General features: G+C 65.0%; 19 protein-coding genes and 2 tRNA genes. 7 read left to right on the top strand and 14 right to left on the bottom strand.

Annotated elements, in window-relative coordinates:
• Positions 1 to 13: 13 nt before the first annotated feature.
• On the bottom strand, positions 14 to 754 hold the full coding sequence (locus tag RWO82_RS04755) for a gamma-glutamyl-gamma-aminobutyrate hydrolase family protein (protein WP_314424041.1): 741 nt from the start codon (positions 752 to 754) through the stop codon (positions 14 to 16).
• 212 nt (positions 755 to 966) lie between these two features.
• On the opposite strand from RWO82_RS04755, the gene RWO82_RS04750 reads away from it, so the two are divergent.
• Complete coding sequence (locus tag RWO82_RS04750; protein ID WP_314424038.1) at positions 967 to 1,884, top strand: LysR substrate-binding domain-containing protein; 918 nt, start codon at positions 967 to 969, stop codon at positions 1,882 to 1,884.
• Positions 1,885 to 1,902: 18 nt separating this feature from the next.
• Here the strand turns inward: RWO82_RS04750 and RWO82_RS04745 are convergent, their stop codons facing one another.
• The 13 genes from RWO82_RS04745 to dnaA form a co-directional block, all read right to left on the bottom strand.
• Positions 1,903 to 2,184, bottom strand: a complete 282-nt coding sequence (locus RWO82_RS04745) for a hypothetical protein (RefSeq protein ID WP_314424035.1) — start codon at positions 2,182 to 2,184, stop codon at positions 1,903 to 1,905.
• A 292-nt stretch (positions 2,185 to 2,476) separates the two neighbouring features.
• Positions 2,477 to 2,549, bottom strand: a tRNA-Ala gene (locus tag RWO82_RS04740).
• A 26-nt stretch (positions 2,550 to 2,575) separates the two neighbouring features.
• Positions 2,576 to 2,649: transfer RNA gene (locus tag RWO82_RS04735), tRNA-Ile, on the bottom strand.
• An 85-nt stretch (positions 2,650 to 2,734) separates the two neighbouring features.
• A complete protein-coding gene (locus RWO82_RS04730; protein WP_314424033.1) occupies positions 2,735 to 3,673 on the bottom strand; it encodes a hypothetical protein in 939 nt (312 codons plus the stop codon).
• Entirely contained in the window at positions 3,670 to 4,356 is a 687-nt protein-coding gene (locus tag RWO82_RS04725; RefSeq protein WP_314424030.1) for a response regulator transcription factor, read from the bottom strand. The genes RWO82_RS04730 and RWO82_RS04725 overlap by 4 nt, the downstream gene beginning before the upstream one ends.
• Positions 4,344 to 5,612 (bottom strand): histidine kinase, encoded by a 1,269-nt coding sequence (locus RWO82_RS04720; RefSeq protein ID WP_314424026.1) that lies wholly within the window; start codon positions 5,610 to 5,612, stop codon positions 4,344 to 4,346. Before RWO82_RS04720 ends, RWO82_RS04725 begins: the two co-directional genes overlap by 13 nt.
• A 144-nt stretch (positions 5,613 to 5,756) precedes the next feature.
• Positions 5,757 to 6,161: a DUF3566 domain-containing protein gene (locus tag RWO82_RS04715; protein WP_314424023.1), complete on the bottom strand. Its 405-nt coding sequence runs from the start codon at positions 6,159 to 6,161 to the stop codon at positions 5,757 to 5,759.
• Complete coding sequence (gene gyrA / locus RWO82_RS04710; RefSeq protein ID WP_314424021.1) at positions 6,158 to 8,719, bottom strand: DNA gyrase subunit A; 2,562 nt, start codon at positions 8,717 to 8,719, stop codon at positions 6,158 to 6,160. The genes RWO82_RS04715 and gyrA overlap by 4 nt, the downstream gene beginning before the upstream one ends.
• A 95-nt stretch (positions 8,720 to 8,814) precedes the next feature.
• A complete protein-coding gene (gene gyrB, locus RWO82_RS04705) occupies positions 8,815 to 10,896 on the bottom strand; it encodes a DNA topoisomerase (ATP-hydrolyzing) subunit B (RefSeq protein ID WP_314424019.1) in 2,082 nt (693 codons plus the stop codon).
• A 118-nt stretch (positions 10,897 to 11,014) separates the two neighbouring features.
• A complete protein-coding gene (locus tag RWO82_RS04700) occupies positions 11,015 to 11,518 on the bottom strand; it encodes a DciA family protein (RefSeq protein WP_314424017.1) in 504 nt (167 codons plus the stop codon).
• Positions 11,511 to 12,761: a DNA replication/repair protein RecF gene (gene recF / locus RWO82_RS04695; protein WP_314424014.1), complete on the bottom strand. Its 1,251-nt coding sequence runs from the start codon at positions 12,759 to 12,761 to the stop codon at positions 11,511 to 11,513. Before recF ends, RWO82_RS04700 begins: the two co-directional genes overlap by 8 nt.
• Before the next feature lie 62 nt (positions 12,762 to 12,823).
• A complete protein-coding gene (dnaN, locus tag RWO82_RS04690) occupies positions 12,824 to 13,966 on the bottom strand; it encodes a DNA polymerase III subunit beta (protein WP_314424012.1) in 1,143 nt (380 codons plus the stop codon).
• 495 nt (positions 13,967 to 14,461) lie between these two features.
• Positions 14,462 to 15,853 (bottom strand): chromosomal replication initiator protein DnaA, encoded by a 1,392-nt coding sequence (dnaA, locus tag RWO82_RS04685; RefSeq protein ID WP_201470548.1) that lies wholly within the window; start codon positions 15,851 to 15,853, stop codon positions 14,462 to 14,464.
• 316 nt (positions 15,854 to 16,169) lie between these two features.
• On the opposite strand from dnaA, the gene rpmH reads away from it, so the two are divergent.
• Genes rpmH through rsmG form a run of 6 tightly spaced genes read left to right on the top strand, consistent with a single transcriptional unit; the run spans position 16,170 to position 19,228 of the window.
• Complete coding sequence (gene rpmH, locus RWO82_RS04680; protein ID WP_022889115.1) at positions 16,170 to 16,307, top strand: 50S ribosomal protein L34; 138 nt, start codon at positions 16,170 to 16,172, stop codon at positions 16,305 to 16,307.
• 6 nt (positions 16,308 to 16,313) lie between these two features.
• Entirely contained in the window at positions 16,314 to 16,658 is a 345-nt protein-coding gene (gene rnpA / locus RWO82_RS04675; protein WP_314424005.1) for a ribonuclease P protein component, read from the top strand.
• Positions 16,655 to 17,005, top strand: coding sequence for a membrane protein insertion efficiency factor YidD (gene yidD / locus RWO82_RS04670; RefSeq protein WP_314424003.1), 351 nt, complete (start codon positions 16,655 to 16,657; stop codon positions 17,003 to 17,005). Before rnpA ends, yidD begins: the two co-directional genes overlap by 4 nt.
• A gap of 3 nt (positions 17,006 to 17,008) precedes the next feature.
• Positions 17,009 to 18,079, top strand: a complete 1,071-nt coding sequence (yidC, locus tag RWO82_RS04665; protein WP_314423999.1) for a membrane protein insertase YidC — start codon at positions 17,009 to 17,011, stop codon at positions 18,077 to 18,079.
• Positions 18,076 to 18,567 (top strand): R3H domain-containing nucleic acid-binding protein, encoded by a 492-nt coding sequence (locus RWO82_RS04660; protein ID WP_314423996.1) that lies wholly within the window; start codon positions 18,076 to 18,078, stop codon positions 18,565 to 18,567. Before yidC ends, RWO82_RS04660 begins: the two co-directional genes overlap by 4 nt.
• A gap of 34 nt (positions 18,568 to 18,601) precedes the next feature.
• Positions 18,602 to 19,228: a 16S rRNA (guanine(527)-N(7))-methyltransferase RsmG gene (gene rsmG / locus RWO82_RS04655; protein ID WP_314423993.1), complete on the top strand. Its 627-nt coding sequence runs from the start codon at positions 18,602 to 18,604 to the stop codon at positions 19,226 to 19,228.
• The last annotated feature ends 3,112 nt before the right edge of the window (positions 19,229 to 22,340 follow it).

Below are 22,340 nucleotides of genomic sequence, written 5' to 3'. Positions count from 1 at the left end.
CCAGTGGAGCCCGTCAGGTCGCACCGTGAGCCAGAGAACGCGGGTCTGCCGCGGCCGTGAGGACCCTGCCCATCCCGTGCACGACCCGCAACAGTGCAGGGAGCTGCTGCGGTGCCGTCGAGGGATGCTCGGGATGCCACTGCACGCCGAGGAAGGGCAGGGAGTCGTGCGTGATCGCCTCGACCACCCCGTCTGCCGCCTGGAGCGCGACGCGAAACCCCTGGCCGAGCTGATCGACGGACTGATGATGCGCGCACAGGAGAGGCGGACGCACGCCGGGCGACAGAGACCCGAGCCCAGGAACACGACTCTCGACGAACCGCGAGGAGTCGGGGCCACGATGTCCGCCCACATGCTGATGCAGCGTTCCGCCGAGTGCCACGTTCATCAACTGCATGCCGCGGCATACTCCGAGCAGGGGGCGCCTCGAGCGCACCGCCTCCATGACCACGGCGATCTGCGTGCGGTCAGCGCGACGCTGGTAGTCGGTGCGCCGCGGTCGCCTGTCGGGCTGACCGTACAGCTCGGGCTCGACGTCATCGCCTCCGAGGATCACCACGAGGTCGGCCTCCCGTGATGCACGCTGCAGCTGCTGCTCCGGCTCTTCTCCCGCCGCGTGCAGCGACGCCGACCAGCCCAGCTGCTCGACGGCGGCGACAGCCGAGGAGTTGAGGGCGTCGAGGACGGCCTGGTATCCGGACTCGGCCGGCCGACGGCGGGAGCGCACATGGAAGAGTGCGACATGCGTGCTCACGCAGGACCCCCGCGATCCGGCGTCCGACAGTCGGCCGGAGCAGCGCCGCGCATGTCTGCGATCATGGTGCCGGTCCTTCCGTCGGGTGTCTCCCTCAAGTTGAACTGCTCACACAACCCCAGGTCAAATACGATTTATCACTCGGATTGATAGCGTTCTGCTCGCAATGCGCACGTAACGCCGCGGTAATACGAGAGCCGTATCGTGCGGAGATGGAAATCCGTCAGCTGCGGTACTTCATGGCCGTCGCGGACGAGCTCCACTTCGGCCGTGCGGCTCAGCGGCTGCACATGTCGCAGCCCCCTTTGAGCGTGCAGGTGAGCCGACTGGAGCGCGAGATCGGCGTCGCACTCTTCGAGAGGAGCACACGCCGGGTGACGCTGACGCCCGCCGGCGTGCATCTGAAGGATCGGGCCCGGCGGATCCTCGACGAGGTCGATTCGGTCCGTGGGGAGATGCGTGACTTCGTCGACGGTCTCGCCGGTCAGCTCACGGCGGGCTTCGTGAGTTCAGCGAACTACACGGTCCTGCCCGAAGTGGTCCAGCTGTTCCGAGCACGACGGGAGCGTGTATCGCTGACACTCGTGCCTCTGACGTCCGGCGAGCAATTCGACCGCCTCCGCGACGGGACCCTCGATGTCGGCATCGTCCGCGATGAGATTCCGACCGGCCCGTCGTCGGCCGCCCTCACCACCGAGGTCGTCTATGAAGAACGGCTGGTGATGTGCCTGCCCGTGGCGCATCCGCTCGCCGCCCGCGCGGAGATCGTTCCGGAGGAGATCCTGGACGTCGCCATGATCACCTATCCTCGCTCGCTGATGCCCGGCTTCGTGGGTCGGGTCGATCAAATGCTCGGCTTCTCCGCCGGCTCCATGCGCGTGGTGGAGGAGGTCGCGCATCAGGAGACGGCACTGGGCTTCGTCGCCGCAGGGGTCGGAGGGTGCATCCTGCCCGAATCCGTGCGTCAGCTCGTCCCGCCGTCGATCGCCGTCGTGCCGATAGCCGGTTCACCGACGACGAGACTGCTCGCCGCCCGGCGGTCGAACGACGAGGGAAATGCGTCGAGCGCAGCCTTCATAGAGTGTCTGCGCGACGCGGCGGCGGCACTCCGAGCACCCCTGTCTGCGTGAGGTGCTCGCCGATCGACATCAGATCATGTCGTAGTAGCCGCCATAGGGATACTCGGTGTCACCGGTGTCCCGTTCGTCGAACGCCACGGTCGACACGCTGATCGTGACACGGCTGTGAGGTGTGACCAAGACACTGACCTGCCGATTTCCCACGACGACGAGGTGGACGAAGCTCCCCGACGTGCCCACGGCATCCTCTATTCGGCGACGCAGGTCCGCGACATCCTGATCCTGCGCGAGAAAGTAGCTCACCGAGTCGAAGATCGCCTCCGTCTGGATCATCGTCTTCGTCTGTGTCATACGCGCACGTTACGCCCGATGTCCCGACCCGTGAAGGGGGGTTGTGGCAGACGATGCGCCATGCCATGCCTTCTCAGCGCTCCCGGGAGGATTGATCGAAGGATCACCGAGCAGATGCACGGACGTCCGAGTTGTTAACAGTTTCATCCACAGGTGGGGATGAATCTCCCTGGTCGCGCGGATGATCGTGGTGCGGGTGCACGGCGCCGAAGACCCTCGACGACCGCCGCCATGCAGAAACGAGAAGGCCCCGCACGATGGCGGGGCCTTCTCGAACTGTCTCAACACAGTGTGGAGCCTAGGAGATTCGAACTCCTGACATCCTGCTTGCAAAGCAGGCGCTCTACCAACTGAGCTAAGGCCCCGTGAGGGAATTTCTTGAGTTGTGGAGTGGGGCTACCAGGACTTGAACCTGGGACCTCTTCATTATCAGTGAAGCGCTCTAACCGCCTGAGCTATAGCCCCGTCAACCTCCAGAACTTTACCGGAGATCCGCCGAAAAACCCAATCGGGGGCGGCGGCCCGAACGGACCCCCGCCCCCGAGCCGGGTCAGGCGCCCGGGCGGATCGTGGCGCTCCCCGCTGACAGCGACACATCGATCGTGTGGCGTGCGCCTGCGGACTGGTCGACCCGTGCGTCGAGCGACCCCGCACTGACGTCCTGCACGATCGAGTAGGACTCGTCGGGGACCGTGAGATCGAGAGATCCGGCGCTGACGTCGATCGTCGTCTGCGTCGGCGCCCGTCCGGTCAGTTCGACGTTGAGGTCGCCCGCAGCGACGCTCAGATCGGCCTCGTCCACGTCGGCGAGCACCGCATCGGCGCGGCCGGCGCTCATGTCGATGCCCAGGCTGCTCGCCGCACCCTCGATGTCGAGCGCTCCGGCGTTCACGGTGATGTCCAGAGCACCGAAGTCGCCGATCACATCGAGGCTTCCCGCATCCAGCGTGAGCTCCGCGTCGAGGGCGGCATCCTCCAGCTCCTGCGGAAGCGTGAGAACCGCCGACTCCTCGTCACCCATCCAACTGCCGAACCACCAGCCGAACCGGAACTCCGGACTGCGCACGACGAGGTCATCGCCCTCACGCTCGAGCGTCCACCCGGGACCGCGACGGTTGGTGACCGACAGCTCCGCCTCATCGACGTCACCGAACTCGATGCGCATGTTCCCGGCATCCACGTCGAGATCGATGCCCTGGATCCCCGAGACGTCCTCCGTCTGCAGCGACCCTGTCGCATCAGACGACGAGACCAGCCCGCCGGTCGCGGCCACCGCCGCGGTGGCCCCCGATCCGAGCAGCGCGATCCCGCCCACGATCGCGGTGACGATCACGATCGCCTTCGCCCCGGAAGACGTTCGGCCCTGATCCGACGGCTGAGATGCGGTCGCGGGCTGAGGCTCAGCCGCCGTCGGCTCGGCAGGTGCGGATGCCGGCGGGGGAGTGAGCGGCGTGTGACCGCCCTGGTGATCGTCGTTGTTCGTGCTCATCGTGCCACTCCTGTCTGTCCGGTCGGCGTCGTGCCGCCTGTGTTCTCGATATGCGCCAGCGCAGCGAGCACGCGGCGGTTTCCGGATTCGCCCTGCTCGAGGCCCAGCTTCTGGAAGATCGCGGTGATGTGCTTCTCGACGCTCGCCTCCGAGAGGAACAGCAGCGAGGCGATCGCCTGATTCGACTTGCCCTCGGCGATCAGCGCCAGCACGGTGCGTTCGCGTTCGGTGAGCTTCAGCATCCGGTCGTCGCGGTTGCGACGCATCAGCAGCTGCGCGACCACCTCGGGGTCGAGCACGGTCGCCCCCTCGGAGATGCGCTGCACGGATGCGAGGAACTCCGAGACGTCGGCCACACGGTCCTTGAGCAGATACCCCAGAGGTCCCCCTTGTGCGGCGATCAGGTCGGAGGCGTACCGCTCTTCGACATACTGCGAGAGCACGAGAAGCGGCAGAGCGGGGTGTGCGGCGCGAAGGTGAAGCGCGGCGCGGATTCCCTCGTCCGTGAAGGTCGGGGGCAGCCGCACGTCGAGGATGCAGAGTTCCGGCGCCGTCTCGGCGACGGCCTCATCGAGACCTTCGATGTCGGGCAGCGCCGCGACGACACTGTGACCGGCGTCTTCGAGCAGCCGTACGAGACCTTCGCGCAGCAGGACGGAGTCTTCGCAGATCAGGATGCGCATGGCACGTTCACCTCCAGGCTGGTCGGGCCGCCGAGCGGGCTTTCGAGGCGGAACGTGCCGCCCGCTGCCAGGATTCGGTTGGCGATGCCGTCGAGACCGCCGCCGGGCTGCACCTGCGCGCCGCCCATGCCGTTGTCCTCCACGCGAGCCCAGAGGACTCCGCCTTCCCGCAGACGCACCGTGACGCGCGCCTGGCTGGCACGAGAGTGCTTCGCCGCGTTCGTGAGCGACTCTGCGATCGAGAAGTACACGGCGGCCTCGGCGTCACGACTGCAGCGTCCGTCCATCCGCACGTCGAGGCTCACGGGGATGTGGGATCGGCCGGCGAGGGCCGACAGTGCCGCGTCGAGCCCACGGTCATCGAGCACCGAAGCGTGGATGCCTCGCGCGAGCTGCCGCAGCTCGGTGATCGCCGCCTTGGTCGAGGTGTGCGCCTCGGAGATGAGCTCCTTGGCTGCCGCAGGGTCGCTCTCGATCTTCTGCTGAGCGAGACCGAGGGTCATGCCGACCGACACGAGTCTCGGCTGCACGCCGTCGTGCAGGTCGCGCTCGATGCGCGTGCGCTCCAGATCGGCGGCACGCACTGCTCCCTCGCGCTGCGCACTGCTGGTGCGCACGCGCTCGGTCAGCTCGGCCTCGCGACTGCGGATCACGACCGCGAGCGAGATGACACGGTGCAGCAGCGCGAGTCCGATCATGCCGGCGACCGAGGCGGCGATTCCGAGGATGCCTATCACCGGCCCCCATGCGGCGTCGATGCCCCCGCCTCCGAACGGCCCGATCACGGTGTCGGTGCCTGCCAGCGGAGCGAAGCAGATCACGATCGACCAGACCGCGGCCCATGCCAGCCGCAACACGATCCAGCCGAGAACCGCCGTGATCGCGAAGTTCGCGACCGCCCGCCACATGCGACCGTCGATCGCCTGGCGTCCGAGTGACCGCAGCCACCCGACGAATCCGGGGCGGTCGCGCGGTCGCCACCGCAACGGTGCGATCGGCGTCTTGTACAGCGCGCCGACGCGGGCCACTTCGAACCAGCCGACACCGAAGATCGCGTAGACGAGTCCGACGAGGAGCACCACTCCCACGCCGGCGGCGAAGAGAAGGCCCAGCCCTGTGCCGAGGAGCCCGGAGAGAGTCGCGAAGATGAATCCACCGATAACCCCGATCCCGGCGAGATGCAGGATCGTGAGCACGATGCGCAGCGGCGGTTTCGTGGCCGTCACCGGTGGTGGCGTGGCAGTCTGTGTCGTCATGTCTCCAAGGTACGGCGGTGCCGATCCCGTCGACACCGAGTCACCCCGACACCCTGATTCGGGTTATCCCTACTCTCGGCAGAAGACGAGGAAGGGCGGATGCCGAAGCATCCGCCCTTCCTCGTCTGTTGCGCGTCGAGCGGCTCAGTTCGAGGTGAAGCCGACGAGAAGACCGCCGGTCACCTTCACAGCGACGTTGTAGATTCCGGCGACGACAGCGCCGAGAACCGTGAAGACGATGAGGTTGAGGATCGAGACGACGGCCGCGAAGGCCATGACCTGCGGCAGGCCCGCGACCTCCGAGATGCGCACCGAGTCGCTGGTGATCGTGCCGATGAACTCGTCGGCCTGGTTGAGGACCCCGGTCGCCTGGAGCACGAGGAAGATCAGGAAGAACGACACCATCGTGACGATCGCGAGGGCGACGGCTCCCAGGAAGGAGAGCTTCACCGCCGACCAGAAATCGACATAGACGAGGCGCAGGCGAACCTGCTTGCCTCCGGTCTTACGGGTCGACTTCTTCGCCAGCTTGTCGGCTACCGTGCTCATTCGTCTGCTTCCTCAGGGTTCTCGGTCGTGTCGGGGGAGGTGGTGGGGGAGTCCGCCTCCGCCTCATCCGATGCGTCGTCCTCGGTGAGGCCCCGCTCACCGTTGCGGGCGATGGCGAGGATCCGGTCGGCTTCCGTCGTCCGTGCGAACACCACTCCCATGGTGTCGCGGCCCTTGGCAGGCACCTCGGCCACGGCAGAGCGTACCACCTTGCCGCTGGAGAGAACCACCAAGACCTCGTCGTCCTCCGAGACCATGAGACCACCCGCGAGAGTGCCCCGATCATCGTGCAGCTTCGCGACCTTGATGCCGAATCCGCCGCGTCCCTGGACGCGATACTCCTCGATCGCCGTGCGCTTGGCGTAGCCGCCGTCGGTCACCACGAAGACGAACTGGCCGAGGGCCGCCACGGATGCCGACAGCAGGCTGTCGCCGTCACGGAACTTCATGCCCTTCACACCGGCGGTCGCACGGCCCATGGGTCGCAGCGCCTCGTCGGTGGCGCTGAATCGCACTGACATGCCCTTGCGGCTGATCAGCAGGATGTCGTCCTCGGCGTTCACCATCAGCGCCGAGACGAGCTCGTCGTCGTCGTTCAGACGGATAGCGATGACGCCGCCCTGACGGTTGGTGTCGTAGCTCGACAGGCTCGTCTTCTTGACGAGGCCGTCACGCGTCGCGAGCACGAGGTAGTCGGCCACCTCGTAGTCGCGGATGTCGAGCACCTGAGCGATGTTCTCGTCGGGCTGCAGCGCCAGCAGATTCGCGACGTGCGTGCCCTTCGCATCGCGACCGGCCTCGGGTACCTCGTAGGTCTTGGCGCGGTAGACGCGACCCTTGTCGGTGAAGAACAGCAGCCAGTGGTGCGTCGTCGTGACGAAGAAGTGCTCGACGATGTCGTCGGCCCGCAGCTGGGCGCCCTTGATGCCCTTGCCTCCGCGGTGCTGCGACCGGTAGTTGTCGCTACGGGTGCGCTTGATGTAGCCGGCGCGGGTGATGGTGACGACCATCTCCTCTTCGGCGATGAGGTCTTCCATCGAGACGTCGCCGTCGAAGCCGTGCAGGATGTGCGTGCGACGGTCGTCACCGAACCTGTCGACGATGCCGGTGAGCTCTTCGCGGATGATTCCGCGCTGCAGGGCCTCGTCGGCCAGGATCGCCTGATATTCGGCGATGAGCCGCTCGAGCTCGGCCGCCTCGTCGAGGATCTTCTGCCGCTCGAGCGCTGCGAGACGACGCAGCTGCATGTCGAGGATCGCCTGAGCCTGGTCGTCGTCGATGTCCAGGAGCTTCTTCAGTCCGTCGCGCGCATCCTCGACGGTCGCCGAGCGGCGGATCAGGGCGATGACCTCGTCGAGCGCATCGAGCGCCTTGAGGTAGCCGCGCAGGATGTGCATGCGACGCTCGGCCTTCGCCAGGCGGAAGCGCGTGCGGCGCACGATGACTTCGAGCTGGTGGGTGATCCAGTAGGTCACGAAGCCGTCGATCGCGAGGGTGCGGGGCACGCCGTCGACGATCGCGAGCATGTTCGCGCCGAAGTTCTCCTGCAGCTGCGTGTGCTTGTACAGGTTGTTGAGCACGACCTTCGCGACGGCGTCGCGCTTGAGCACGACGACCAGACGCTGACCCGTGCGGTCGGACGACTCGTCACGGATGTCGGCGATGCCGGTGATCTTCCCGTCGCGAGCCAGATCACCGATCTTGACCGCCACGTTGTCGGGGTTCACCTGGTACGGCAGCTCGGTGATCACGAGGCACGTGCGGCCCTGGATCTCCTCGACGTTCACGACGGCGCGCATCGTGATCGATCCACGACCCGTGCGATACGCCTCCTGCACGCCCTTGGTGCCCAGGATCTGCGCGCCCGTCGGGAAGTCAGGACCGGGGATGCGCTGGATCAGTCCGTCCAGCAGCTCCTCGCGGGGGAGCCCCGGGTTGTCGAGCGCCCACAGCGCCGCCGCCGAGACCTCGCGCAGGTTGTGCGGGGGGATGTTGGTGGCCATGCCGACCGCGATGCCCACGGAGCCGTTGACGAGCAGGTTCGGGAAGCGGGCCGGCAGGACTGTCGGCTCCTGGGTCTGACCGTCGTAGTTGTCGGTGAAGTCGACCGTGTCCTCTTCGATGTCGCGCACCATCTCGAGCGCGAGCGGGGCCATCTTGGTCTCGGTGTACCGGGGCGCAGCGGCACCCATGTTGCCGGGGGAGCCGAAGTTCCCCTGACCCAGGGCCAGCGGGTAGCGCAGCGACCACGGCTGCACGAGACGCACGAGGGCGTCGTAGATCGCGGAGTCACCGTGCGGGTGGTACTGACCCATGACCTCGCCGACGACGCGGGCGCACTTCGAGAACGACTTGTCGGGGCGGAACCCGCCGTCGTACATGCCGTAGATCACGCGGCGGTGCACGGGCTTGAGCCCGTCGCGCACGTCGGGCAGCGCGCGCCCGACGATCACGGCCATCGCGTAGTCGAGGTAGCTGCGCTGCATCTCGGACTGCAGATCGACCTGGTCGATCTTGCCGTGCTCGTGTGCCGGTTCGGGGCGTACTTCGTCAGTCATGTGTGTTCTCTTCGTTGGTTTCTGAGAGCGGCTCGCGGCGTTCCGACTCGCTTCGCTCGCTCAACGACCAGGGTTGCTCGCTGCGCTCGCCTGTTCTAGATGTCGAGGAAGCGGACATCCTTGGCGTTGCGCTGGATGAAGCTGCGCCGCGATTCCACGTCCTCACCCATCAGCACGCTGAAGATCTCGTCGGCGGCAGCGGCATCCTCGATGGTCACCTGACGCAGGGTGCGGGTGGTGTGGTCCATCGTGGTCTCCCACAGCTCCTTGGCGTTCATCTCGCCGAGACCCTTGTAGCGCTGGATGCCGGCATCCTTGGGGATCCGCTTGCCGTTGTCGAGGCCGAACTTCAGCAAGGCGTCGCGCTCGGCGTCGCTGAACACGTACTCGTGAGGCTGGTTGGTCCACTTGAGACGGTAGAGGGGCGGCATCGCCAGATACACGAAGCCGGCCTCGATCAGTCCGCGCATGTAGCGGAACAGCAGCGTGAGCAGCAGCGTCGTGATGTGCTGACCGTCGACGTCGGCATCCGCCATCAGGACGATCTTGTGATACCGAGCCTTCTCGATGTCGAATTCCTCGCCGATGCCCGTGCCGAACGCCTGGATCATCGCCTGGACCTCTTTGTTGCCGAGGGCCTTGTCGAGGCGCGCGCGCTCGACGTTGAGGATCTTGCCTCGCAGCGCGAGGATCGCCTGCGTGTGCGGGTCGCGACCCTGCACCGCCGAGCCGCCTGCCGAGTCACCCTCCACGAGGAAGATCTCGCTGATCGAGGGGTCTTTGCTCGTGCAGTCCTTGAGCTTGTCGGGCATCGCCGCCGACTCGAAGACGCTCTTGCGTCGGGCCGTCTCGCGCGCCTTGCGGGCAGCCAGACGAGCGGTCGCGGCGTCGATCGCCTTGCGGATCACGTTCTTCGCCTGCACGGGATTGCGATCGAACCAGTCGCCGAGCTGATCGCCGACGACCTTCTGCACGAACGCCTTGGCCTCGGTGTTGCCGAGCTTGGTCTTGGTCTGCCCCTCGAACTGGGGCTCGCCGAGCTTGATCGAGATGACGGCCGTGAGGCCCTCGCGCACGTCGTCGCCCGAGAGGTTGTCGTCCTTCTCCTTGAGCAGGTTGTTGGCCCTGGCGTATTTGTTGACCAGTGTCGTCAGTGCGGCGCGGAAGCCCTCTTCGTGCGTTCCACCCTCGTGCGTGTTGATCGTGTTGGCGTACGTGAAGACGTTCTCGGTGTACGAGGTGGTCCACTGCATCGCGACCTCGAGTGAGATCTTGCGCTCGGTGTCCTCCGACTCGAACGCGATGATCTCGTCGTTGACGACCTCGGCGTGGCGCACCTTGTTCAGATACTCGACGTAGTCGACGAGACCGCGCTCGTAGAAGAACACGTCGTTCGGCTGCATGAGCGTGGGCTGGCCGTCGACCTCGACCTCATAGGCCGAATCGGGACGCTCGTCCGACAGCTCGATGCGCAGCCCCTTGTTGAGGAAGGCCATCTGCTGGAAACGCGTGCGCAGAGTGTCGTACTCGAACGTGGTCGTCTCGGTGAAGATCTCGGCGTCGGGCCAGAAGGTGATGCTGGTTCCGGTGTCCTCCGACGCCTCGCCCTTCTCGAGCTTCTGCTGCGGGACACCGCCGTCGGCGAAACTGTGCCGCCAGACGAAGCCCTTCTGCTTGACCTCGACGTCGAATCTCGTCGACAGGGCGTTGACCACCGACGAGCCCACGCCGTGCAGTCCGCCGGAGACCGCGTACGCGCCACCGCCGAACTTGCCGCCCGCGTGCAGGATCGTGAGAACGACCTCGACGGTCGACTTCGTGGGGTCGGAGGAGTGCGGATCGACCGGGATGCCACGACCGTTATCGACGACGCGCACACCTCCGTCTGCCAGCAGGGTCACGAAGATCGTGTCGGCATAGCCGGCGAGGGCCTCATCGACCGAGTTGTCGACGATCTCGTAGACCAGGTGGTGAAGACCACGTGGGCCGGTGGATCCGATGTACATTCCCGGTCGTTTGCGGACCGCTTCGAGACCTTCGAGGATCTGGATGGAGTCGGCACCGTACTCGCCGGGCTGCTTCACCTTGGGTGAGAGTGCGGAAGACCCGGAGGAGGAGGCCGTCGAGGGGTCTCCGGTGGTTGATTCCGTCTCGTCAGCGGGGGATTCAGGCGTCATCAGAGAGCATTCTCCACATCGATATCACGAACTCCCAGTCTAGCGGTCTTTCGTGTCGAGATTCCGCTCAGCGGCCATGTGTGGCCCTCTGAGCGTGTCGGACCCCTTGCGTGGTGTCCTACCCGTAGGTATCGCGTGGACCGCGCCCTGGAACGACTCTCGGACCCCATTTCCAGGAGGGAACGTCCGGTCCGATGAAGCGGAGATTCTCGACGCCCGCCGACGGATACCGTCGGCCGATCTCCGTCAGGATCGTCCCCCTCATGAACTGGAGGTTCTTCGCCCAGGCGGTCGAGTCGCATTTGACGGTCAGCACTCCGCGCTCGAGAGACACCGGCTCGGAGTGCTTCGCCGTGTCGGCTCCCGCGAGATCAGCCCACTGACGCACGAGATCTTCACGAGCGAGAGTCGTCTCCCACCCCGCATCCCGCGTCAGCCTGTCGAGCACGGCTCCGAGGGTGCCCGGGTCACGTCCGGGAGTGAAGGGGGCGTTGTCGTCGTCGTCGACGAACCGTCGTTTGCGCTTCCAGTTCTTCGAGCTCGGCTTCAGCCCCCGCAGACGCAGGTACGTCGCCACCGTCTCCGGAGTCTCGGCATCCGGAACCGCTGCGATGTCAGACATCGTTCTCCGCCTCCTCCATCATCGGTCGCGCGGGATCCGCATCGCCGGATCCGGGAGTGTCCACCACGGGCGTGCTGTCGACCGCCCTCTCATCGCTGATCGTGCCCGCCGTGATCCTCACGACGTGCGCATGCAGGATCTCAGGGATATCCTCCTCGACTGCGGCAGTGACCACCACCTGCTCGTAGTCGGCGGTCAGCGTGGCCAAGCGCTGACGACGGTCGGCGTCGAGCTCCGCGAACACGTCGTCGAGTATCAGCACCGGATCGCCGGCGGGCGATTCGCTGCGCAGAAGTTCGGCCGATGCGAGTCGCAGAGCGAGCGCCACCGACCACGATTCACCGTGTGATGCATAGCCCTTCACCGGGAGATCGCGCACACGGAGCACGAGGTCGTCGCGATGGGGTCCGGTGAGAGTCAGCCCGCGCTCGAGTTCGTTCGACCGTTTGGCCGAGAGCGCCGCGTGGAACATCTCGGCCAAAGTCGCCGTGCTCAGAGCGCCGTCGCTGTCGCTCTCGGGAGACTCGCCCTCTTCGGGATCCGCTCCGCGCACCGACAGTGCCCACTCGAGACGCGGACGATGGTCTTCGCCGGCGATGGCCGCGTACGCCGCGGCGACAGGTTCTTGAAGATCGACCGCGAGCCGTTGACGCGCGCCGATGATCTCGGCACCGAGCGACACGAGTTTCTCGTCCCACACGTCGAGCGTGCTGAGACCCTCGCCCTTGACACCTCGAGCTCGAGCCGACTTGAGCAGGGCGTTCCGCTGCTTGAGCACCCGGTCGTAGTCGGCGAGCACCGACGCCATGCGGGGAGTGCGCTGGATCAGCAGCTGGTCGACGAAGCGTCTGCGGGCGGACGGATCGCCGCGCACGATCTGCAGGTCTTCCGGCGCGAACAGCACGACGTGCGCATAGCGCGGGAGTTCGTTCGTCTTGGACGGAGATCCGTTGATGCGCGCTTTGTTCGCGCCCTGTTTGTTGAGCTGCACCTCGACGAGCACTCGCCTCTGCCCGTGCGAGAGGCGAGCGCGGATGATCGCGTAGTCCTGACCGTCACGGACCATCGGGGCGTCGGACGACACACGGTGGGAACCGAGCGTCGCGAGGAACACGACGGCCTCGGCGAGGTTCGTCTTCCCCTGACCGTTACGGCCCACCAGCACGTTGGGTCCGCGGTGCAGAGAGAGGTCGGCGGTCGCATAATTGCGAAAATCGACCAGACTCAGGTGCTCCACGATCACCGTGTCAGCCTACCTTCGGCCTCAGACACCGGATGCTGCGGCCTGGCCGCTTCGACGGCTGATCAGCGGAGGAGGAGGTTCGGCTGCAGCAGGTACTTGAACGAGTCGAGACCGGCCTGGTCGACCGAGGTCTGGCTCGTGATGAGCACCGGGCTGAGCTTGTTCGCGTTGTCGCTCGAGGTGAACGTGACGCGCACGAACTCGCTCCGCACCGCGCCGAGCGCCTCGATCAGATACTGCGGGTTGAGTCCCAGCGTCACCTCGTCGCCGCCCGAGAGGATCGCGTCGACGGATTCCGAGGCGCGAGCGTGCTCGCTGCCCGAGGCGTCCATCGTCACGCCGTCGCTCGCGAAGGTGAAGCGCAGCGGCGCAGCACGATCGAGCACGAGCGACACGCGTCGCACGGCCTCGACGAGGTCTGCCGTGTTCACGACCGCGTAGTGGTCCGTCTGCTCGGGGAACAGACGGCGGACGGGAGGGAAGTTGCCCTTGATCAGCAGCGAGGTGACCGTCTTGTTGCCCGCCGTGAAGGCGATGATCTCGCGGTCACCGGCTCCGGAGAACGCGATCTGGATCGTGCCGGCGTGCCCGAAGGTCTTTCCGACCTCGAGCAGGGTGCGTGCCGGGACGAGCGCAGTGGCTTCGACGGCCTCGCCGTCCCACGGCACATCGCGCAGCGACACACGGTAGCGGTCGGTGGCGACGAGGCTCAGGGTCTGTCCCGAGACCTCGAGCTGCACGCCGGTGAGGACGGGAGTGACGTCGTCGCGTGACGCGGCGAAACCCACCTGCGCGATCGCGGTTCCGAAGTCATCGGCGGGAACGACGCCCGAGGAGCCGGAGACCTCGGGGATCGAGGGATATTCCTCGACGGGCATGGCCGCCAGGGTGAAACGGGCAGAGCCGCAGGTGACCGAGATGCTTCCGTCGTCCTCGACGGCGATCTCGATGGGAGCGTTGGGCAGTCGGCTGGCGATGTCCGACAGCAGTCGACCGTGCACCAGGATCGTGCCGGCGGTCTCGACCGTCGCCTCGATGGTCGTGCGTGCCGATGCCTCGTAGTCGAACGCCGAGAGGGTGAGACCTGCGGCATCCGCCTCGATCAGCACACCGGCGAGGATCGGCTGGGGATTGCGCTGGGGGAGCAGCTTGACCACGAAGGACACAGCCTCGCTGAAGACATCGCGGTTGACCTGAAACCTCACGGGTGCTCCCTTGTCGTCGTACTGAGACGCGTCGTCATCGTTCCTGCCAGTGCAGGGCTTCCCATGCTAGCCCCAGAGTCGCACCGATCCCTACGAGTATGTGATTCCTGCGAGGCGGTCGGGTTTCCACACCGTCTGGTGATCGGATGACCCCTGGATTGAATTAACTCCTTAACGGTGTTAACACCTGTGGATACTGTGGATAACCCGGTGGAAAGCAGACGCGAGTAGGGAACTACACGGTTGTCACTTGTGGAATCCCTGAGGATTACGCGGGTTACGAGCATCCGATGCGGTTCGGAGCATGCGGGAGTTATCCACAGGTCCGTCCGTTTCTCCCATGTTCGTCCCGAGGTCATCCCCATCCATCCACAAGTTATCCACATGTGCAAAGTGGCATCGATCCGTGTCCGCAACGGCGCGTCGCACGCACGAGAAGGGGGACGCAGCATCCGAACGGACGCTGCGTCCCCCTTTTTCGGGTGACGGCTCTGGTCAGCGGCGACCGAGCTGTGTGGTGATCTCGGTCACCTGGTTGTAGATCGATCGCCGTTCCTTCATGAGCTCGCTGATCTTCTTGTACGCGTACATGACGGTCGTGTGATCGCGGTTGCCGAAGAGCTGACCGATCTTGGGCAGAGAGAGGCTCGTGCGCTCTCGGCAGAGGTACATCGCGATCTGCCGCGCTGTGGCGATCTGCTGGGACCGGCTCGAGCCGTAGAGATCGTCGACGGTGAGCTTGAAGTACTGTGCGGTCGCCGTGATGATGTCGGTCGGCGAGATGATGTTGTCCTCGGCCGTGTCGATGATGTCGCGCAGCACGGTCTGCGCGAGGGAGATGTCGAGTGCCGATCGGTTCAGGCTCGCGAAGGCGGAGACGCGGATCAGTGCACCCTCGAGCTCGCGGATGTTCGATGAGACGACCGTGGCGATGTACTCCAGCACCTCGTCCGGGATGTGGAGGGCTTCGCTCTGCGCCTTCTTGCGGAGGATCGCGATGCGGGTCTCCAGGTCGGGTGCCTGCACATCGGTGATCAGGCCCCACTCGAAGCGGCTGCGCATCCGGTCCTCGAACCCCGTCAGGTGCTTGGGGGCGACGTCGCTGGTGATCACGACCTGCTTGTTGTGATCGTGCAGGGTGTTGAAGGTGTGGAAGAAGGCCTCCTGCGTCTCCGCACGCCCCTGCAGGAACTGGATGTCGTCGATCAGGAGGATGTCGACTTCCCGGTAACGAGCCTGGAACGCGGCGCCGCGGTTGTTCGCGATCGAATTGATGAAGTCGTTGGTGAACTCCTCGCTCGAGACGTAGCGCACCTTCACCCCCGCATACAGCGACTGTGCGTAGTCGCCGATGGCATGGAGCAGGTGCGTCTTGCCGAGGCCCGAGTCGCCGTAGATGAAGAGCGGGTTGTATGCCTTCGCGGGCGCTTCCGCGACGGCGACCGCCGCCGCGTGCGCGAAGCGATTGGACTGGCCGATCACGAAGTTGTCGAACGTGTACTTCGGGTTGAGCCTGGACTCGTGTCGCAGCGGCGTCGGCTGCTCCATCGGCGACTCGATGCGCACGTTCTCCTGACGCCCGAAGTCGGCGACGGCGATGGGAGCGGTCGGCTGTTCGGCGAGCTCGTGATTCACGACCACCCGATAGGAGGTGACCTCCTCGCCGATGTGGGAGAGAGCCTCCATGATCGGCAGTCGCAGACGCTTGTTGATCTGAGCGGCGGTCAGGTCGTTCGGCACCTCGAGATAGAGGGTCGCCGCCATGACGCCCGCGGGGACCGCCAGACTGAGGAAGCCCTGGAGCTGCGGGGTGACCCGGTCATCCGCCTCGAGCAGCTCTTGCACCGTGGTCCAGATGGGAACATCGGGCTGGGCAGGTGATGACATGACGCTCCGGAACTCGGGATGGGGGAGGGTTCGGCGACGGGCGTCTCCCTGTGGATAACTTCGGATGCCACGGTAGTCACCGTGGCTGTGATCAGCAACCTGCCCTGTGAATACGCGCGCGTGTTGCGCATGCGTGCAGCCCGGTGCTTGTGGATAATGGCTGTGCGGATCGTTCAGCGGGTCCGGTGCCGAAGCGCGCAGATTTGCTCTGGGCGCCGTCAAGACGTACCCTTAATCGGTTGACTTATGCCTGAACGGCAGATCCCTATGTCTCCGGTCAAAATGATCCCGGTGGCAGCATTCCCGGAGTGATTCCATGAGCAAGCGCACCTTCCAGCCCAACAACCGTCGTCGCGCCAAGAAGCACGGTTTCCGTCTTCGCATGCGCACCCGTGCCGGTCGCGCGATCCTGTCGGCTCGCCGCGCGAAGGGCCGCACCGAGCTCTCCGCGTAGTCCGCTGTGCTCGCCCGCCCGTTTCGCCTGACCCGCGGGAGCGACTATCGACTGGTCGTTCGACGTGGATCACGTTGTGGCGGGGCGCGCGTCATCACCTCGATGTTGGCGACGGGCGAGAGCAGACCCGCGAGATTCGGGTTCATCATCAGCAAGCAGGTTGGCACCGCCGTGGTGCGCAACTCCGTCCGTCGACGCCTGAAGGCCGTCTGCGCGGAGGCGATCACGCGAGTGCCCGAGGGCACGGATGTCGTCATCCGTGCCCTTCCTGCGTCTGCGACCGCGTCGTATTCCGAGCTAGCCGCAGACGTCCACCGCTGTATCGGTCGTCTGACCCGGGTGCCGGCGTGACCGCGCTGCCGGCGTCGTCGCTGGGCAGCGCGGAGTTCCACGCTCGGGATCTCGTCCGCAGCGTCCCGCTGATACCCCGCAACCTCGTGCTCGGGTTCCTCGCCGGATACCGCAAGGTGATCTCTCCGATGTACGGAGATGTCTGTGCCTATTACCCCTCGTGTTCGGCTTACGCTGTAGGTGCGGTGCAACAGCACGGCGCCGTGCGGGGAGCGCTGCTCTCGGCATGGCGCATCCTTCGTTGCAATCCCTGGAGCCACGGCGGCGTCGATGACGTCCGTCCGCACGAACACTTCCGCTATGACCTGACCGCTCACGGTTTCGTCGTCCCTGCCCGAAAGGATTGATCGGTGGGTCTTGACCTTCTGTTCGCCAGCACCACCCCGTCACCGGAGCCTGCCTCCGGTGGCTTCGACCTGCTGGGGACGATCCTCTGGCCGCTGAAGTGGCTCGTCGAACTCGTGCTCGTGGCGTGGCACTGGCTGTTCACGGCCGTCGGCCTGCCTGCGGCCTCGGGGCTCACCTGGGTGCTGTCGATCGTCGGCCTCGTGATCGTCGTGCGCGCGGCGCTGATCCCGCTCTTCGTGAAGCAGATCAAGAGCCAGCGAAAGATGATGGAAATCGCTCCTGAGCTGCGAAAAGTTCAGGAGAAGTATCGGGGCAAGAAGGATCAGCTGTCTCGTGAGGCGATGAGCCGCGAGACCATGGCGCTGTACAAAAAGCACGGCACGACGCCAATGTCGAGCTGTCTTCCGCTTCTTGTGCAGATGCCGATCTTCTTCGCGCTCTTCAGCGTGCTCAACGATGTGACGAAGCATCACGCTGCGGGAATCGGTGGCGTGGGGCTGCTCAACGCCCAGCTCACCGAGCAGTTCTACGACGCCCAGCTGTTCGGGGTGGCATCGCTCCACGAGACCCTCGGCAACGCCGTCGACGCGGGCAACACGGTGGCGATCGTCATCCTCGTGGTCCTCGTGGTGCTCATGATCGCGTCGCAGTTCTTCACTCAGCTGCAGATCATCTCGAAGAATCTGTCGCCCGAGGCCAAGACCGGCCAGGCGTACCAGATGCAGAAGATCATGCTCTACATCCTCCCGCTGGGCTTCATCTTCTCGGGCATCTTCTTCCCGCTCGGCGTGGTCGTCTACTGGTTCATCTCGAACCTCTGGACGATGGGGCAGCAGTTCCTCGTGATCCGCGAGATGCCGACCCCGGGCTCCGAGGCTGCGAAGGCTCGCGAGGAGCGTCTGGCGCGCAAGGGCAAGGCGATCGACTCGTCGGGCAAGGTCGTTCCGATGGCTGCGTACGAGGCCGAGCAGCAGCGGTTGCTCGAGGAGGCAGAGAAGGCGAAGGCCCAGGCTCCGAAGCGTCAGCAGCCGGTGGGCAAGAAGCGTGCGAAGAAGAAGGGCGGCGCAGCATGAGCGGAAACGTGACCGAGACCGAAGAGCCCACGGTGGCTCAGCTCGAGAACGAGGGCGATGTCGCGGCGGACTACCTCGAAGAGCTTCTCGACATCGCTGACATCGACGGCGATCTGAACCTCGATGTACGTCAGGGTCGCGCATACGTGTCGGTCGAGGCGGAGGGAGATGCTCTCGCGCTCCTGTCCGCACCCGAGACCGTGCAGGCTCTGCAGGAGCTGACCCGCCTTGCCGTGCAGAACAAGACAGGATCCTTCTCGCGACTGATCCTCGACGTCGGCGGTTCGCGCGACGCACGCCGTCGGCAGCTCGAGACGCTCGTGAACGCCGCGGCTGCCAAGCTCGACGAGGGAGCATCCCAGGCATCGCTGCCGGCGATGTCGAGCTACGAGCGCAAGCTTGTGCACGATATCGCCGCTGATCAGGGACTTGTCTCTGAATCGTACGGCGAGGGTGCGGATCGCCACACGGTCCTCCGTCGCCGTTGATGCGTCGCGCGACGGTTCGTCTCTCGGCGGCATCATGACGGGCACTGTCGAAACGGAGCCCACCGTCGCCGAACGACTGTTCGGTGAGCGGATCGAACTCGCGCGTGAGTTCACGGCAGCGCTCGTCGACCAGGGCGAACAGAGGGGACTCATCGGTCCGCTCGAGCTCCCGCGACTCTGGACACGACACATCCTCAACAGCGCGATCGCTGCGCCGCTGTTCTCGGGCCGCGTCGCGGACATCGGCTCGGGTGCGGGGCTGCCGGGTATCGTTCTGGCGATCGCCCGTCCCGATGTCGAGTTCACCCTGATCGAGCCGATGGAGCGACGAGTTGTCTGGCTCGACGAGCAGGTGTCTGCTCTGGGACTCACGAACGTCGAGGTGGTGCGTGCACGTGCTGAAGAAGTCCCGCAGCCGCAGGGCTTCGATGCCGTGACGGCGCGCGCAGTTAGTGCGCTCCGCACGCTCATCCCTCTCACTGCACCGCTTGTGCGGGATGGCGGAGAGCTGGTGCTGCTCAAGGGTATGAACGTCGGCAACGAGATCGACGCGGCGCAGAAGCAGATCAAGAAGTTCCGCTTGTCAGACGTACGCGTTGAGGTGCTCGGTGAAGGAGTTCTCCCCGAGACCACGCGAGTTCTGCGAGCACGAGTTCGCTAGTACGTCCACTCTCGGGGGAGTAGCACCGTAGTGCTCGCGGGAGGGGGCGTCGATGTTTCACGTGAAACGTTGATGTCACCGCGGTTGCTCGTATGTTGCGCCCGGGGTGCTGTGGTGCGCCGCAGTTGGCGGTGCTCTGAGTATGGGTCAGTACTCCTGCTGGGCTCCGCACGATGGCTACTGTTAGCCGGCGTCCCGTGGGTGGAGGCGTGGAGCTCGGGAACGTAGGGATTATCAGCGGCGAAGGCGGTCGGTGAACACGTACAGATGTCGTGACTGAGATGTCGCGACGGTTGGTTTCGGGAGGATTCGCGATCGAGACGTTGTGTGCCTGCGTGCTTCACTGCACCCTACGCAATGTAGTTCGCGAGCGCTCCGTCAGTTGAGTCCGTCGGTTTATTTGCTCGGGGCGATCGGCAGTTCTCATTGGGATGGCGTCGTCTGTCGAAGAGGCCGTGACCATTGTTCACGTGAAACGTGTGTCTCACTCTGAAGCAATCGTTTGTCGCATGCGCTCCAAGAGTCACGGTAGTCGGCTCTGCGGGAGAGATCTGGATCGATGTTTCACGTGAAACGGTGCTCGTCGACGAACTCACCTAACGCCTGCATATCGCTGGAGGGGATGCCCGGATGTGTGCGATCACGACAGAGCGACGGGGATGTCGAATAGCGATGCGTTTCACGTGAAACATCCAAGGCTGCATCACCGGCGGCGGCAGGTTCGGACGTGGTGCGGGTCTTCCATCGCCCGGTCATCGCTATCGAGGGTGCGCGTGGAACTGATGGTGACGGCGGTGACGTTGTTCGCCGCTCTCATCTCGGGGCACTCGCCGTGCGTGAGAGTGTGCGCCGAGTCTTTGCTCTGTCGTCGCATCTGTAGGGATCAAGGGCCCGAATCACGTGCATGCCGTGCGTCGCGAGGGCGCGGCCGGGCACTCGTGCGGTTACCGGTGTCAATGGTTGGCGGGGAGATACGTCGCGGTATTGAAGTTTCCGACGCAGGGGGCGGATTCGCATCCCAGCACCCCGCAAGAGAACTGGGTGGCCGCGACCTCTGCCCGCGGGCCGCCGCCGGCAATGCTTTGCAGTGTCCAACCATCGACAGCTTCCCGAACTACGGAGCAGGCAATTTCGACTCACGTTTCACGTGAAACAGAAGATGGCGAGAAGGATCTCGCCGATGCAGCGGGGGATTCGCGTTACCGAGCCGAAAATGGCGCGAAATGAGGAGTTTGTCCAGTGATCTCGTCCAGATTGATTCTCTCGAGGTTGGCGAATCTGGGTCACTGGGGTACCCGAGAACATCGACAAAACAGGTCCGAAAGTGCGGACGACACTTTCGGCGTGTGTGCACCGCGTCGGCGAGCTGGGCTGACTGCGTTTCGTCGTGGCGGAGATCGACGACTCGATAGCGCCCAGCTGCGGCGGGGGATAGACATGGGCAACACGTCGGTCGGTGCGGATGTGGCGGGCGATAGGCGGTGCAGCAGGCAGTGAGCCACCCCGTGCGGCGCGAAGCGTCGGCGCAATGACGGGGTCATCCTTGCGATTCCCCTGACGAGCTTCATTCATACCCACAACGAGGCGGCGCCGCGCGAGCTGCTTCTTCGGCGATGGCAGCGCTCGTTGTCAGGGCGCTAGGCAACTTCCTACTTTCTGAAGCGGAACGACATCCGGACAGCGGGGGATGGCCATCCGCAAGGGGACTGCAGCGTCGACGCAGAGCGCGTTGCCGGTTTTGCAGAGACTGTCGCTCGCGATGTCGCGGCAGCCGAGAGGGGGCGACCATGCCTCCCGTCGAGTCTTCTGCGCTGGGTAAAGAGTGTTCAGGGTCGCATCGAGAGCGCAATCGACCCAACCTCTGGAAGGCGCGATCTCTGCCCGGATCACATTGCTGCCACCGTTTCACGTGAAACATTCGCATGCTCCAAACCGACGAGGACCCGAGCCAGTCGCAGATTCCTGATGCCCCGCGCAGCGCTTTGCGACGGCGCAGGTCGCTGCCGTCAAGGATCCACGCGCACACCTCCACACGCGGGAACGCTCCATCTGAATATCTAGGCTGAATATCTAGGATCCCCGAAGTTGTTGACCCGCCTGCCCATCCCAGATCGCACATGCCCTCGACTCAAGGCGCGAAACCTCTGATGCAGCGCCCTTCGCCCAAACGTTTCACGTGAAACTGGCGCTTCACACAAGCCCGATAGTCCGATGAGTGAGCCGCATCGACCTGCTGGTGCAGTCGTACCGCGCTTCCGCGAGCTCGTATCGGCCTTATGAAAGACCGCCTCGCTCGAGGTTCTGTGGGAACGAACTCGCCGCGCCGAGAACCCAAAGAGGATCGGGCCATTGAAGCGACGATGAATCAGCACGGCGCTCGTCGCGCCGCGGGGGAGTAGTGATGGAAGATTGCTCCCCCGAACGATTCCCGTCCAGCAGCCCCTCGCTGCGAAGATCCGCAGCCGTGATCGGGTTGTGGAACAGCGGATGTATCCACACCGGGCCCTCCCGATGACGGGGTGCTGTGGTCGTAGAGCACTGCTTGCCCGAACGTTTATGTGCAGTAGCGTCTCGCCCCGGAGACCCGAGATTGTGATCGGGTTGTGGAACTGCGGATGTATCCACACCGCGCTCTCCCGATGACGGGGTGCTGTGGTCGTAGAGCACGGCTCGCCCGAACGCTTCATGTGCAATAGCGCCTCGCTACGAAGATCCGAAGACGAGATCGGGCCGCGGAACTGCGGACGTATCCACACCGCGCGCTCCCGAGGAGCGGGTGCTGTGGTCGTAGAGCACGGCTCGCCCAAACGCTTCACGTGCAATAGCGCCTCGCTACGAAGATCCGAGGACGAGATCGGGCCGCGAAACTGCGGACGTGTCCACACGGCGCCCTCCCGAGAGCGGAGGTGTGATGGAACGTTGCCCGCAAGGACATCTCACGTGCAACAGTTACTCTCGCCGACAATCCGCAGCCGTGAGGGGACGAGTGAAATGCCGATAGGTCCGCACCTGCGCCCCCCCGAAGTGCGTGGCCGCAGGAATGGCACACTGCTCCGCTCACGATTCACGTGAAACGGCCGTCGCTCCGGAGACCCGAGGATGTGACCGGGCT

The sequence above is a fragment of the uncultured Microbacterium sp. genome (assembly GCF_963521645.1).
GTDB lineage: Bacteria > Actinomycetota > Actinomycetes > Actinomycetales > Microbacteriaceae > Microbacterium.
This window is presented reverse-complemented; position numbering and strand designations above follow the sequence as displayed.